This is a genomic window from Paragemmobacter straminiformis (genome assembly GCF_014243445.1).
GTDB classification, from domain to species: Bacteria; Pseudomonadota; Alphaproteobacteria; order Rhodobacterales; family Rhodobacteraceae; genus Paragemmobacter; species Paragemmobacter straminiformis.
Map to the genome: position 1 here is coordinate 320,324 of NZ_JACLQD010000002.1, position 13,451 is coordinate 333,774.

Sequence of the window (13,451 nt, forward strand, 5' to 3'; positions counted from 1 at the left end):
CAATTTTCCTGAAGAAAACTGCAAATTCCTTGCAAGGAATTTGGCGCTAAAGCCCGACCATCGCCCTGATTCCTGCGGGCGTCATCCCCTCGGCGCGGTATTTCTGCAAGGCCCGCGCATCATCGCGCTTGGCCAGCCGCTTGCCCGCCTCGTCGCGGATCAGGCGGTGGTGGTGATAGACGGGGGTCGGCAGGCCGAACAGGTGCTGCAAGATCACCTGCACGGGGGTGAAGTCGAACAGATCCTCGCCGCGGATGACATGGGTGATGCCCTGATCGGCATCGTCGAAGGCCGAGGCGAGGAAATAGGCCACGATATCCTCGCCCTTGCGTGACAGGACCACATCGCCGATCTGCCGCAAGGCAGTGGCGCGGTCGATCCGGTGGGGGCCGGCATGGGCGGGGCCGGTTTCCTGAAAGCGCAGGTCTGCGCTTGCGAGCGCGTCGAAGGCCGCCGCAAGATCGAGGCGCAGCGCATCACCCGCCGCCCGCGTCTGCATCGCCCGCCCGCGACAGGTGCCGGGATAGACGGAGAAGGCCACGCCCTCTTGCGGGGCGGACAGGGCGGCGCGGATGTCGGCGCGGGTGCAGGAACAGGGATAGAGCAGCCCCCGATGCGCAAGCGGTTCAAGGCGGCGGTTGTAGCTGTCGATCCTGTCCGACTGCCGCAGGACCGGCCCGTCCCAGCGCAGGCCCAGCCATGACAGGTCCTCGACGATCAGCGCCTCCCATTCGGGGCGGCAGCGTTCCAGATCGGTATCCTCCATCCGCAGCAGGAATTCGCCGCCTGCCGCGCGGGCCATGTCATGGGCAAGGATGGCGGAATAGGCATGTCCCAGATGCAGCGGCCCCGTCGGAGAGGGGGCAAAGCGCGTGCGAAACCTTACTGGGTGGCCAGCCATGCGGTGAAGCTTTCCTTGGCGCGGTCGGTATAGGCCTTGTAGCGGTCCTTGCGTCCCTTGCGCCCGCCCTTTGCGTCGATCGGGGGGAAAAGGCCGAAGTTCACGTTCATCGGCTGGAAGGTCTTGGCCTCGGCCCCGCCGGTGATATGGGTGATAAGCGCGCCCGTCGCCGTATCGGGCGGGGGCGGGGGCAGGCTGCGCCCCAGCAGTTCCGCCGCCGCCATGCGCCCCGCCAAAAGCCCCATCGCGGCGCTTTCGACATAGCCTTCGACGCCCGTGACCTGACCTGCAAAGCGGATGTTGGGCCGCGATTTCAGGCGCATCTGCGCATCAAGCAGGGTGGGCGAATTGATGAAGGTGTTGCGGTGTATCCCGCCCAGTCGCGCGAACGAGGCGTTCTCTAGCCCCGGAATCATTTTGAAAACAGCGGTTTGCGCGCCATACTTCATCTTGGTCTGGAACCCTACGATATTGTAGAGCGTGCCAAGCTTGTTGTCGCGCCGCAGTTGCACCACGGCATAGGGCTTTTTATCCGAATGCGGATTGGTCAACCCCACGGGTTTCATCGGGCCAAAGCGCAAGGTCTCGCGGCCGCGTTCGGCCATCACCTCGATCGGCAGGCAGCCGTCGAAATAGCCCGCCGTCTCGCCTTCGTGGAATTCGGTTTTGTCGGCGGCCAGCAGCGCGTCGATGAATGCGTAGTACTGCTCGCGGTCCATCGGGCAGTTCATGTAGGCGGTCTGTTCTTCCTCGGTCTCGCCCTTGTCATAGCGCGACTGCATCCAGGCGACCGACATATCCACCGATTCCGCATAGACGATGGGTGCTATGGCGTCGAAAAAGGCAAGGCTATCGGCCCCCGTCGCGCTGCGGATGCTGGTGGCCAGCGCCGTGCTGGTCAGCGGGCCGGTGGCGATGATCCAGTGGCCGTCGGCGGGAAGCTCGGTGATCTCGTCATAGGCGGTGGAAATCAGCGGATGCGCCAGAAGCCGTGCGGTGACCGCCTCGGCAAAGGGGTCGCGGTCAACGGCAAGCGCGCCGCCTGCGGGCAGGCGGTGGGCGCGGGCCGTTTCCATGATCAGCCCGTTTGCCGCGCCCATTTCCCAATGCAGCAAGCCCACGGCGTTGCGTTCGTCATCGTCCGAGCGGAAGGAATTTGAGCAGACCATTTCCGCGAAATGCCCCGTTCGATGGGCAAAGGTGCCGACCTTGGGGCGCATTTCATGGATCACGACCGGCACGCCCATTTGCGCTGCCTGCCATGCCGCTTCCGAACCGGCCATGCCGCCGCCGATGATGTGGAGTTCTTGTGTCATGGCGCTGATTTAGGGCCTTTCCCCGCAATAGGAAAGGGCCGGGGTTCACCCCCCGGCCCCTCGTTCGGCCCCGGTTGCGGCAGGATCACTTGTCCAGTGCGAACTTTCCGGCCCCGTTGGCCGAGAGCAGCAGGAAGCCGCCCGCGATGGCAAGGTTCTTCAGGAACATCACCATCTGCGTCTGGTCGGCAAAGTTGTTGTGGTAAAGCGCCGCCGCGACGACACAGAAGGCCGCACCGGCAAGCCCCACGATCCGCGTCTGGTAGCCGATGACCAGCAGCACGCCCACGGCGATCTCGAACAGGATCGACGGCCATGCAAGGAAAGCCGGAAGCCCGCCCGAGGTCAGATAGCCCGCAAAGCCCTGCACATCCGCAAGCTTGCCAAGCCCCGCAAGCAGGAACAGCGCCGCCATCAGCAGACGTGCCGCAACGGGTCCGAAGTCATTCACTTTGTTCATCATGGTTCCCCTGATCTGGCCCGGCTTTTCGCTGCCGGATGGGGATTGATTACCCGCAGCTTCGGCGTTTCCACAGCCCAAGGGGCGCAAAGCCTATGTGCGCAAATGCACTGTTATTCCGGGTGAACGGCCAGAGCTGCGCGCATCTGCCCGGTGAATCCCGCCGGATCCGACGTATCGAAGCCAAGCCCGGCCGCCTTGTCGAAGAACCCCTTTGCCGGAAGCCCACCCGAAAGCTTGCCCTCCATCACCGCCGCCCGCAGCGGTCGCCCTGCTGCCGCATCGGCCTCCATCGTCGCTTCCAGAAGCGCGGTCAGTTCGGCCATACGCAGCCCGAGTGCCGCCGCAAGCGCACCATAGGTCACGGTTTCCCGCGAAGCCGCCAGCCCTGCCAGCCGTTCGGCCAGCAGGGCAGGGGCATCACTCATCGCCCTGTTCTGCCACGCGGGCGACCGAGACGACCTGTTCATCGGCCCCCACGTTGAACACCTTGACCCCGCCTGCGCTGCGCGAGCGGAAGCTGATCTGGTCCACAGGCACGCGGATCGACTGTCCGGTCGAGGTGGCAAGCATGATCTGGTCCGAGGTTTCGACGGGGAACGAGGCGACAAGCTTGCCGCCGCGCATCGCGCCGTCCATCGCCTTGACGCCCATGCCGCCACGGCCCCGCACGGGGTAATCGTGGCTTGACGACAGTTTGCCCGATCCGCCTGCAGTGATGGTCAGGATCAGGTCCTCGGCCGCCGACATTTCGGCATAGCGCTCGGTCGAAAGCTGGCCCGCCTCGACGGTGACTTCGTCCTCGTCCGCCTCGGCCTCGTCGGGGGCGCCGGCCATCAGGCGGCGCTGCTTGAGATAGGCTTCGCGCTCGGCGGGATCGGCCTCGAAATGGCGGATGATCGCCATCGACACGACCTGGTCGTCCTTGCCCAGCCGGATGCCGCGCACGCCGGTCGACCCGCGCGATTTGAACACGCGGATATCGGTGGTGGGGAAGCGGATCGCCCGCCCGCCCGCCGTCACCAGCATCACGTCATCGTTTTCATCCGCAATGGCGGCGTTCACAAGGCTGACCCCCTCGGGCAGGTTCATCGCGATCTTGCCGTTGCGCTTGACGTTGGTGAAATCCGACAGGTCGTTCTGGCGCACATCGCCGTCACTGGTGGCAAAGACGATCTGAAGCTTGTCCCAATCGGCTTCCGGCACATCGACCGGCATCAGCGCCGCGATGGACACGCCGCTGGCGATGGGCAGGATGTTGACGATGGCCTTGCCCTTGGCCGTGCGTCCCGCCAGCGGCAGACGCCATGTCTTCATCTTGTAGACCATGCCGTCGGTGGTGAAGAACAAAAGATGCGTATGCGTATTGGCCACGAACAGCGTGGTGACGACGTCATCCTCTTTCGTCGCCATCGACGACAGCCCCTTGCCGCCGCGGTTCTGGGCGCGGAATTCGGCAAGCGGCGTGCGCTTGATGTAGCCGCCCGAGGTGATGGTCACGACCATATCCTCGCGCTCGATCAGGTCCTCGTCGTCCATGTCTCCGGCCCAGTCCTGAATCTCGGTCCGGCGGGGCACGGCAAAGGCGGCTTTCACTTCGCGCAGCTCGTCCGAGATGATCGCCATGATCCGCTCGCGGCTGCCGAGAATGTCGAGATAGTCGCGGATCTTGGCGGCAAGGTCGGCCAGCTCGTCCGTGACCTCTTTCACCCCCATCGCGGTCAGGCGTTGCAGGCGCAGATCGAGGATGGCGCGGGCCTGGATTTCCGACAGGTTGTAGGTGCCGTCCTCGTTGATCCGGTGCGACGGGTCGTCGATCAGCTTGATGTAATCGGCGATGTCCTGTGCGGGCCAGCGGCGGGTCATCAGCTTCTCGCGGGCCTCGGCGGCATCGGCGCTGGCGCGGATGGTGCGCACCACCTCGTCGACGTTCGAGACGGCGACCGCCAGACCGCAGAGGATATGGCTGCGCTCGCGCGCCTTGCGCAGTTCAAAGGCCGTGCGACGGGCCACCACTTCCTCGCGGAAGACGATGAAATGGCTCAGGAAATCGCGCAAGGTCAGTTGTTCGGGGCGGCCGCCGTTCAAGGCCAGCATGTTGCAGCCGAAATGCACCTGCATGGTGGTGAAGCGGTAAAGCTGGTTCAGCACCACCTCGGGCGTGGCATCGCGTTTGAGTTCGATCACCACCCGCACGCCGATGCGGTCGGATTCGTCCTGCACATGGGCGATGCCCTCGATGCGCTTCTCGCGCACCATTTCGGCGATCTTCTCGATCATGGTGGACTTGTTCACCTGATAGGGGATCTCGTCCAGGATGATGGCGAAGCGGTCCTTGCGGATTTCCTCGATCCGCGTCTTGGCGCGGATGATGACGCTGCCGCGCCCTTCCAGATAGGCCTTGCGCGCGCCCGAGCGGCCAAGGATCACGCCGCCCGTCGGGAAATCGGGGGCAGGGATGATCTCCATCAACGCCTCGGTCGAGATGTCGGGGTTCTCGATCATCGCCAGCGTGCCGTCGATCACCTCGCCAAGGTTATGGGGCGGGATGTTGGTGGCCATGCCGACGGCGATGCCGCCCGCGCCATTGACCAGCATGTTGGGAAACCGTGCGGGCAGAACCGTGGGTTCGCGGTCCTTGCCGTCGTAGTTGTCCTGGAATTCGACCGTTTCCTTATCGATATCGGCCAAAAGGAAGGCGGCGGGCTTGTCCATCCGCACTTCGGTATAGCGCATCGCGGCGGCGCTATCGCCGTCCATCGAGCCAAAGTTGCCCTGACCGTCCAGCAGCTTCAGCGACATGGAAAAGGGCTGCGCCATCCGCACCAGCGCGTCATAAATCGCCGAGTCGCCGTGGGGGTGGTATTTCCCCATCGTATCGCCGACGGGGCGGGCCGATTTGCGATAGGGCTTTTCGTGGTTGTTGCCGCTTTCATGCATCGCAAAAAGGATGCGGCGGTGGACCGGCTTCAACCCGTCACGCAGATCGGGGATCGCCCGGCTGACGATCACGCTCATCGCGTAGTCGAGATAGGCGGTCTTCATCTCTTCCGAGATGGATCGCTGCTGTCCGGTCCAAGCCGATTTGGGCGCGGATTCTTCGGTGTTTTCAGGGGTTTCGGGCGTATCGGTCACAGCGGGCCGCACCTTCCAGCAAGGGATCAATATATGGTTGGCGCGACCTTACACCATCGCGGATATAGGGTGCAATGGCCCTGGCTCGCCGCTTTTGGCAGCCACCCCGGCCTAGTGCCAACATATTGTTTTCGTTGAAGAATAAAACGATTCGCGGCACAGTTTCCTTACGGGCATTTCAAACGTGGGAAACACCATGCAAACCACCCAGCTGACCGAGACGGAAAAGATGCTGAAAGGCTACGGGCTCACCACGGCCGAACTTTTCTACCGCATCCCCGATTATCGCAATGTTCTCAACACCTTCGTCTGGCAGACCTATGATCTTGCGCCGGATTACCCCGAGCTTTTCCGCTTCATCGAATTCTGGCAGGGCCAGATCGAGGGGCCGCTGCATTCGGTCCGCTTCACCCATCGCAAGCTGATCGCACCGGGCGAATGGCGCAACGTGGTGGGCGAATTCCGCCTGCACTGACCGCGAAAGCTGCCGCGCGAACCGCTTGCGCCCCTGTCGGATTACGCCCGTGTCGGACGGTCAAAGACCTTGCGCCCCATCAGGCTGGCGACAAGGTCGACCATCAGCCGCGCCGTGCGCCCGCGCTCGTCGAGGAAAGGGTTCAGCTCGACCAGATCGAGCGATGTGACCAACCCGCTTTCATGCAGCAGTTCCATCACCAGATGCGCCTCGCGAAAGGTGGTGCCGCCCGGCACGGTCGTGCCCACCGCAGGCGCGATCGAGGGGTCGAGGAAATCGACATCGAGCGAGACATGCAGCATCCCCCCCGCCGCCGCGACCCGTTGCAGGAATTCGCGCAAGGGGGCCACGATGCCGCGCTCGTCGATCACGCGCATGTCGTTGATGGCGATGTCATGCAGCAGCAGGGCGGCATGTTCGGCCGGGTCCACCGAACGGATCCCGTAAAGGCAGATGCGTTCGGGCGGGATCGGGGCGGGGAAGGGGGGGAAGGCGTCGAACCCCTCGCGCCCCGCGATATAGGCGACCGGCGTGCCATGCAGATTGCCCGAAGTGGTCGTCACCGGCGTATGGAAATCGGAATGGGCGTCAAGCCAGAGCAGAAACAGCGGCCGGCCGCTGCGCTGCGCATAGGCGGCGGCCCCCGCCACCGACCCCAGCGCCAGCGAATGGTCGCCCCCCATCACCACGGGCAGCGCGCCCGCCGAAAGCGCATCATCGACACGGTCGCACAGCACCTCGGTCCAGCCCAGCGTCTCGGCCAGATGATGCACCGACGGATTGGCACATGCCACCTCGGCCAGTTCGGGCAGGGCGACGTCGCCCCAATCCTCGACCCCGTGGCCCAGATCGCGCAAGGCCGCAGCGATCCCCGCCACGCGATAGGCCGCAGGCCCCATCATGCAGCCGGCATAGCGCTGCCCGCTGTCGACCGGCGCGCCGATCAGGATGGCGTTCGACATGGTTCTTCTCCCGTTTCGCCCTGTCTTACCGCCTTCCGCGCCAAGCGTCACCCCCGACGCCCGCTTCCTCTTGCCCCAAATATCCTCGGGAGGGTCCGGGAGGGCAGACAGCCCTCCCGGGGGCGGCGGCGGGCGCGGCGGCGGCGGCGGGCGCGGCGTTCACCCTTTCGTCACCCCTGCGCCGTGGCGACGCAGGGGCATGGAACTGCGCGCCGTTTCCCCCTAGACTCAGCCCCGACTTGCAGGAGGCAATGCCGTGCTCATCGAACTGGGACATTTCGCCCTGATCCTCGCCCTCGCGGTGGCCGTGGTGCAATCGGTGGTGCCGCTGGTCGGCGCGCAACGGCGCGATGCGGCATGGATGGCGGTGGGCGACCCTGCGGCCATCGCGCAGTTCCTGCTCATCGCCTTTTCCTTCGGCGTGCTGACCTGGGGCTTCGTCGCCTCGGACTTCTCGCTCAAGGTGGTGGTCGAGAATTCGCATACCCTCAAGCCGATGCTGTACAAAGTGTCGGGGGTCTGGGGCAATCACGAAGGCTCGCTGCTGCTCTGGGTGCTGATCCTGTCGCTCTACGGGGCCTGTGCGGTCTGGTTCGGCGGCAACCTTCCGCCGCAGCTGAAGGCGCGCGTGCTGTCGGTGCAGGCGATGGTCGCCGTGGCGTTCCTGCTCTTCATGCTGCTCACCTCGAACCCCTTCCTGCGGCTCGAGATTCCGCCCCTGAACGGGCAGGACATGAACCCCTTGCTGCAAGACCCCGGTCTCGCCTTCCACCCGCCCTTCCTCTACCTCGGCTATGTCGGTCTTTCGATGTCCTTCAGCTTCGCCGTCGCCGCCCTGATCGAGGGCCGTGTCGATGCCGCATGGGCGCGCTGGGTCCGGCCCTGGACACTGATCTCGTGGGTTTTCCTGACCATCGGCATCGCGCTCGGGTCGTGGTGGGCCTATTACGAACTGGGCTGGGGCGGCTTCTGGTTCTGGGATCCGGTCGAGAACGCCTCGTTCATGCCCTGGCTTCTCGCGGGGGCGCTGCTGCATTCGGCCATCGTCGTCGAAAAGCGCGAAACCCTGAAGGCATGGACGATCCTGCTGGCGATCCTCGCCTTCGGCTTCTCGCTCATCGGCACCTTCATCGTGCGCTCGGGGGTCATCACCTCGGTCCACGCCTTTGCCAACGACCCCGACCGCGGGGTGTTCATCCTTGCCATCCTCGGGGTGTTCATGGGCGGCGCGTTGACACTTTTCGCCGCCCGCGCCGGCGCGATGGAGGGCAAGGGCGTCTTCGCCCTCGTCAGCCGCGAATCCGCGCTGGTGGCCAACAACCTGCTGCTGGCCGTCTCGGCTTTCGTGGTCTTTGTCGGCACGATCTGGCCGCTGGTGGCCGAGATGTTCTTCAACCGCAAACTCTCGGTGGGCGAACCCTTCTTCGACGCCGCCTTCTCGCCCTTCATGGTGGCGCTTGCGACCCTGCTGCCGCTCGGCTCGATGCTGCCGTGGAAGCGGGGCGAGGTGACGCGCACGCTGCGCCCGCTTTGGCCCGTGGCGGTTCTGGCGCTGTCCTGCGGCGCGCTGGTCTGGGCGATGCAGACGGGGCGCTCGGCGCTTGGTCCTGTGGGGGTCATCCTTGCGCTCTGGGTCGTGGGGGGCGCGCTGACCGACCTGTGGCAACGCACGGGGCGCGGGGCGCTTGCGGGCCGGCTTGCCCGCCTGACCCGCCTGCCGCGCAGCGACTGGGGCAAGGCCACGGCCCATGCGGGGCTTGGCATCACCATCTTCGCCGTGGCCGCGATGATGTCGTGGAAGACCGAGGACATCCGCGTCGTGCAAAAGGGCGAGACCTTCCCCCTTGGCCCCTACGAGATCACCTTGCAGGACGTGCGGCAGGTGCAGGGGCCGAACTACACCTCGACCACGGCCGACATGCGGGTGATGCGCAACGGGGACGAGGTGGCGCTGCTGCATCCCGAAAAGCGCAACTACCCCATCGCCGGAATGCCCACGACCGAGGCCGCCATCGACCAGGGCCTGTGGCGCGACCTTTACGTGGTGATCGGCGATCCGCAGGACAACGGCGGCTGGGCGGTGCGCAGCTATATCGAACCCTTTGCCAACTGGCTCTGGGGCGGGGCGCTTGTCATGGCGCTTGGCGGCTTGCTCAGCCTTTCGGACCGCCGCTACCGCCTTGCCGCCGGCGCCCGCCGCCAACCGGCCGGAGTGCCTGCCGAATGAAGCGCGCGCTCGTCCTTGCGCTTGCCCTCGGGGCGGCGGCACCGGTCTTTGCGGTGCAACCCTCGGAAATGCTGGCCGATCCCGCACTCGAGGCGCGGGCGCGCGAGCTGTCAAAAGAGCTGCGCTGCCCCGTCTGCCAGAACGAGAACATCGATGACAGTGACGCGCAGATCGCCAAGACCCTGCGCGAGGTGATCCGCGCCCGCATCACCGAAGGCGACACGGATGCCGAGGTGATGGCCTTCGTCACCGACCGTTTCGGCGAATTCGTGCTGCTCAAACCCGCCACATCGGGCTGGAACCTGATGCTCTGGGCGGCAGGTCCGCTGATGCTTCTGGGCGGAATTGCGGTCGCCGCCGTCACCCTGCGCCGCCGTGGCGCGGGCGAGTCCGCCCTCAGCGCCGAGGAAGAGGCGCGGCTGGCCGAATTGATGAAGGACTGAACGGGACAAGGCGCGGGACTGTCCCGCGCCCTGTCGCCTGTCTGCTGCCGTGTCGGGACGGCACCCGCCGCCCGTCAGACGCCGCCCCTTAGACTCCGCCCGTCAGACGCCGCGCGCCAGTGCCGCAACACCCGTGCGGGCGATCTCGACCAGACCGAGCGGGCGCATCAGGTCGCCGAACGCGTCGATCTTCTCGGGCGTGCCGGTGATCTCGAAAACGAAGCTTTCGAGGGTGCTGTCCACCACATTGGCGCGGAAGATCTCGGCCAGCCGCAGCGCCTCGATCCGCGCGTCGCCCTTGCCGGCCACCTTGAACAGGGCCAGTTCGCGCTGCACGGCCGGGCCTTCGGCGGTCAGGTCATGCACGTCATGCACCGGAACCATCCGCGCGAGCTGCGCCTTTATCTGCTCGATCACCTGCGGCGTGCCGCGCGTGACGACCGTGATGCGCGACCGGTGGCCCGCATGGTCGACCTCGGCCACGGTCAGGCTGTCGATGTTGTAGCCGCGCCCCGAGAACAGGCCGATCACCCGCGCGAGAACGCCGCTTTCGTTATCGACCAGCACCGCCAGCGTATGCTGCTCGATCACCACCGCATTCGGGTCGCGCAGATCATAGGCCGAATGGCTGCTGGAGCCTTTTTTGATGTTGAGCGCCGACATCGACTGCTCCCTTCATTTTCTGTCTTGAAATATCCTCGGGGTGCGGGGGGGCATATGGCCCCCCGCTCCGCCAGATCACACCAGAACCGCCCCTTTTGCGCCGATCACGCCCTGCGTATCCGCCTCGCCCAGCAGCATCTCGTTATGCGGCTTTCCGCTCGGGATCATCGGGAAGCAGTTCTCGTGCTTCTCGACAAGGCAGTCGAAGATCACCGGACCGTCATAGCGGATCATCTCCATGATCGCATCATCAAGGTCTTTCGGGTCCGAGCATTTCAGCCCCTTGCAGCCGAAGGCTTCCGCCAGCTTGACGAAATCGGGCAGGCTTTCGCTCCAGGAATGCGAATAGCGCTCGCCATGCAGCAATTCCTGCCACTGGCGCACCATGCCAAGGCGTTCGTTGTTCAGGATGAACTGCTTGACCGGCGCGCGGAACTGCATCGCCGTGCCCATCTCCTGCATGTTCATCAGCCACGAGGCCTCGCCCGCGACGTTCACCACCAGCGCCTCGGGATGCGCGATCTGCACGCCGATGCTGGCGGGCAGACCATAGCCCATCGTGCCCAATCCGCCGCTCGTCATCCAGCGGTTCGGGTCCTCGAAGCCGAGGTATTGCGCCGCCCACATCTGGTGCTGGCCCACTTCGGTCGTGATGTAGCGGTCCATGCCCTTGGTCAGGGCCTCGAGGCGTTGCAGCGCGTATTGCGGTTTGATCGTCTTGGTCGAGGGCTTGTAGTTCAGGCATTCGACCGCGCGCCATTCGTTGATCTGCTTCCACCATTTGGCCAGACCCGCCTTGTTGGTCTTGGAGCCGCGCGATTTCCACAGCGCCAGCACATCGGCCAGCACATTGCCCACATCGCCCACGATCGGCACATCGACGCGGATCACCTTGTTGATCGACGAGGGGTCGATGTCGATATGCGCCTTTTTCGAATGGGGCGAGAAATCCTTGACCCGTCCGGTGATGCGGTCGTCGAACCTTGCGCCGACGTTGATCATCAGATCGCAGCCGTGCATGGCAAGATTGGCCTCGTAAAGGCCATGCATCCCCAGCATGCCCAGCCAGTTCTTGCCCGAGGCGGGATAGGACCCCAACCCCATCAGCGTCGAGGTGATCGGGAAATCGGTGCCCGCCACCAGCTCGCGCAGGATGCGGCTGGCCTCGGGGCCCGAGTTGATCACGCCGCCGCCGGTGTAGAAGACGGGGCGCTCGGCGGCCTCCATCATCTCGACCAGACGGGTGATCTGCTCCATGTCGCCCTTGACGCGCGGCTGGTAATGCGGCGCGCGCGAGATTTCCTTGGTCGTGTATTGCGCCGTGGCGAATTGCACATCCTTCGGAATGTCGATCAGCACGGGGCCCGGACGCCCCGAGGTGGCCACGTGAAAGGCCGTGTGGATGGTCGAGGCAAGATCGGCCGTGTCCTTGACCAGCCAGTTGTGCTTGGTGCAGGGGCGGGTGATGCCGATGGTGTCGGCCTCCTGGAAGCCGTCGGTGCCGATCATGAAGGTCGGAACCTGACCCGTCAGCACGACAAGCGGGATCGAATCGAGCAGCGCGTCGGTCAGCCCCGTGACGGCATTGGTCGCACCCGGACCCGAGGTGACAAGCACCACGCCGGGCTTGCCGGTCGAACGGGCATAGCCCTCGGCCATATGCACCGCACCCTGTTCGTGGCGCACAAGGATGTGGCGGATGTCGTTCTGCTGGAAGATCTCGTCATAGATGGGCAGCACCGCGCCACCGGGATAGCCGAAAACAACTTCGACGCCGTGATCCTTGAGCGCTTGCACCACCATACGGGCGCCCGTCATCGTCATGTTCGCAGCCTTGGTCATCTCGTCTCATCCTCTCGTCGGGTCAGCCGACCCTTTCGCCAACAAAAAGCCCCCGATTTTCGTCGGGGGCGCATGGGAACCATATGGTCAGCGTTACCGCCCCATGCGCCGTTTCCTTACCTCTACAAGAATGCCGGTCATAACCGCCCCCTCAAGGTTTTCGTCTCGGCGGAACCTAGGGGCGCCCCAAGGGGCCGTCAACCGCAAAAACGCATCGAAAGTGTCGCAGGGGGTGCAAAAATTGAAGTTTTCTTTCCCGTGCGGCCGGGATCGCGCAATTTATGCAAAGCCGCGCGATATTGCACAGGCTTTGCGCGCTGCTGAGTCGCCCCAAACCCCCCGGGCGCGTTGCCGCATGCGCCCTGCGGCGCTACTGCTGTCGGCGAATGACCCCAGCAAAGAGTGCCCCATGAAACTTTACTATTCCCCCGGCGCCTGCTCGCTCGCCTCGCATATTGTGCTGGCCGAGACCGGCAAACCCTTCCAGATCGAACGCGCCGACATCCGCGCCAAGACGACCGAGACGGGGGCCGATTTCCTTGCCATCACCCCGCGCGGCGCCGTGCCCGCGCTGCAACTCGACTCGGGCGAGGTGCTTTGCGAGGGCGTGGCCATCATGCAATACGTGGCCGACAGCCTGACCCCCGGCACGCTTCCCGCGCTCGGCACGCTGGAACGCGCCCGTCTGCAAGAGATGCTGAACTTCATCTCGACCGAGGTTCACAAGACCTATTCCCCCTTCTTCCGCGGCATCGAGGGCGACGCCCGCCTTGCCCAGATCGCGCTGCTGGAAAGCCGTCTGAAACTGGTCGAGGCAAAGCTTGCCGATGGCCGCACCTGGCTTTTGGGCGATGCCTTCACCCCGGCGGATGCCTATCTTTTCACCGTCACCAACTGGTCGGCGGGCGTGAAGCATGACCTTTCGGCCTTTCCGAACCTGCTGGCATGGCGCGACCGCGTCGCCGCACGCCCTGCGGTGCAGGCGGCGATGAAGGCCGAAGGCCTGTTGAAGTAAGACCGGCGGCGG

Annotated in this window: 12 protein-coding genes; 4 read left to right on the top strand and 8 right to left on the bottom strand. The window is 64.8% G+C overall.

The window, feature by feature from the left end:
* Positions 1-46: 46 nt before the first annotated feature.
* The 5 genes from gluQRS to gyrA all read right to left on the bottom strand — a co-directional run bounded on the left by gluQRS (position 47) and on the right by gyrA (position 5,812).
* A complete protein-coding gene (gene gluQRS / locus H7F16_RS07355; RefSeq protein WP_185796932.1) occupies positions 47-901 on the bottom strand; it encodes a tRNA glutamyl-Q(34) synthetase GluQRS in 855 nt (284 codons plus the stop codon).
* Positions 883-2,217, bottom strand: a complete 1,335-nt coding sequence (gene trmFO / locus H7F16_RS07360; RefSeq protein WP_185796933.1) for a methylenetetrahydrofolate--tRNA-(uracil(54)-C(5))-methyltransferase (FADH(2)-oxidizing) TrmFO — start codon at positions 2,215-2,217, stop codon at positions 883-885. The genes gluQRS and trmFO overlap by 19 nt, the downstream gene beginning before the upstream one ends.
* Before the next feature lie 85 nt (positions 2,218-2,302).
* Positions 2,303-2,677: a DoxX family protein gene (locus H7F16_RS07365; RefSeq protein WP_206682585.1), complete on the bottom strand. Its 375-nt coding sequence runs from the start codon at positions 2,675-2,677 to the stop codon at positions 2,303-2,305.
* Between the two features lie 113 nt (positions 2,678-2,790).
* Complete coding sequence (locus tag H7F16_RS07370; RefSeq protein ID WP_185796935.1) at positions 2,791-3,105, bottom strand: hypothetical protein; 315 nt, start codon at positions 3,103-3,105, stop codon at positions 2,791-2,793.
* Positions 3,098-5,812: a DNA gyrase subunit A gene (gene gyrA, locus H7F16_RS07375; protein ID WP_185796936.1), complete on the bottom strand. Its 2,715-nt coding sequence runs from the start codon at positions 5,810-5,812 to the stop codon at positions 3,098-3,100. Before gyrA ends, H7F16_RS07370 begins: the two co-directional genes overlap by 8 nt.
* A gap of 196 nt (positions 5,813-6,008) precedes the next feature.
* On the opposite strand from gyrA, the gene H7F16_RS07380 reads away from it, so the two are divergent.
* The gene (locus H7F16_RS07380) at positions 6,009-6,287 is read left to right on the top strand and encodes an usg protein (protein ID WP_185796937.1); all 279 of its coding nucleotides are present in this window, start codon (positions 6,009-6,011) and stop codon (positions 6,285-6,287) included.
* A gap of 41 nt (positions 6,288-6,328) precedes the next feature.
* Here H7F16_RS07380 and rocF read toward each other — a convergent pair whose 3' ends face one another.
* A complete protein-coding gene (rocF, locus tag H7F16_RS07385) occupies positions 6,329-7,249 on the bottom strand; it encodes an arginase (RefSeq protein ID WP_185796938.1) in 921 nt (306 codons plus the stop codon).
* A gap of 256 nt (positions 7,250-7,505) precedes the next feature.
* Here rocF and H7F16_RS07390 point away from each other — a divergent pair, with 256 nt between their 5' ends.
* Together H7F16_RS07390 and H7F16_RS07395 are read left to right on the top strand one after the other, a co-directional pair.
* Positions 7,506-9,476 carry a heme lyase CcmF/NrfE family subunit gene (locus tag H7F16_RS07390; RefSeq protein ID WP_185796939.1) on the top strand — a complete coding sequence of 657 codons (1,971 nt, stop codon included), beginning with the start codon at positions 7,506-7,508 and terminating at the stop codon, positions 9,474-9,476.
* Positions 9,473-9,919, top strand: a complete 447-nt coding sequence (locus tag H7F16_RS07395; protein ID WP_185796940.1) for a cytochrome c-type biogenesis protein — start codon at positions 9,473-9,475, stop codon at positions 9,917-9,919. Before H7F16_RS07390 ends, H7F16_RS07395 begins: the two co-directional genes overlap by 4 nt.
* Positions 9,920-10,021: 102 nt before the next feature.
* Here the strand turns inward: H7F16_RS07395 and ilvN are convergent, their stop codons facing one another.
* A complete protein-coding gene (gene ilvN / locus H7F16_RS07400; RefSeq protein ID WP_185796941.1) occupies positions 10,022-10,582 on the bottom strand; it encodes an acetolactate synthase small subunit in 561 nt (186 codons plus the stop codon).
* A gap of 75 nt (positions 10,583-10,657) precedes the next feature.
* Positions 10,658-12,424 (bottom strand): acetolactate synthase 3 large subunit, encoded by a 1,767-nt coding sequence (locus H7F16_RS07405; RefSeq protein WP_422121111.1) that lies wholly within the window; start codon positions 12,422-12,424, stop codon positions 10,658-10,660.
* Positions 12,425-12,833: 409 nt separating this feature from the next.
* Here H7F16_RS07405 and gstA point away from each other — a divergent pair, with 409 nt between their 5' ends.
* Positions 12,834-13,439, top strand: coding sequence for a glutathione transferase GstA (gstA, locus tag H7F16_RS07410; RefSeq protein ID WP_185796942.1), 606 nt, complete (start codon positions 12,834-12,836; stop codon positions 13,437-13,439).
* The last annotated feature ends 12 nt before the right edge of the window (positions 13,440-13,451 follow it).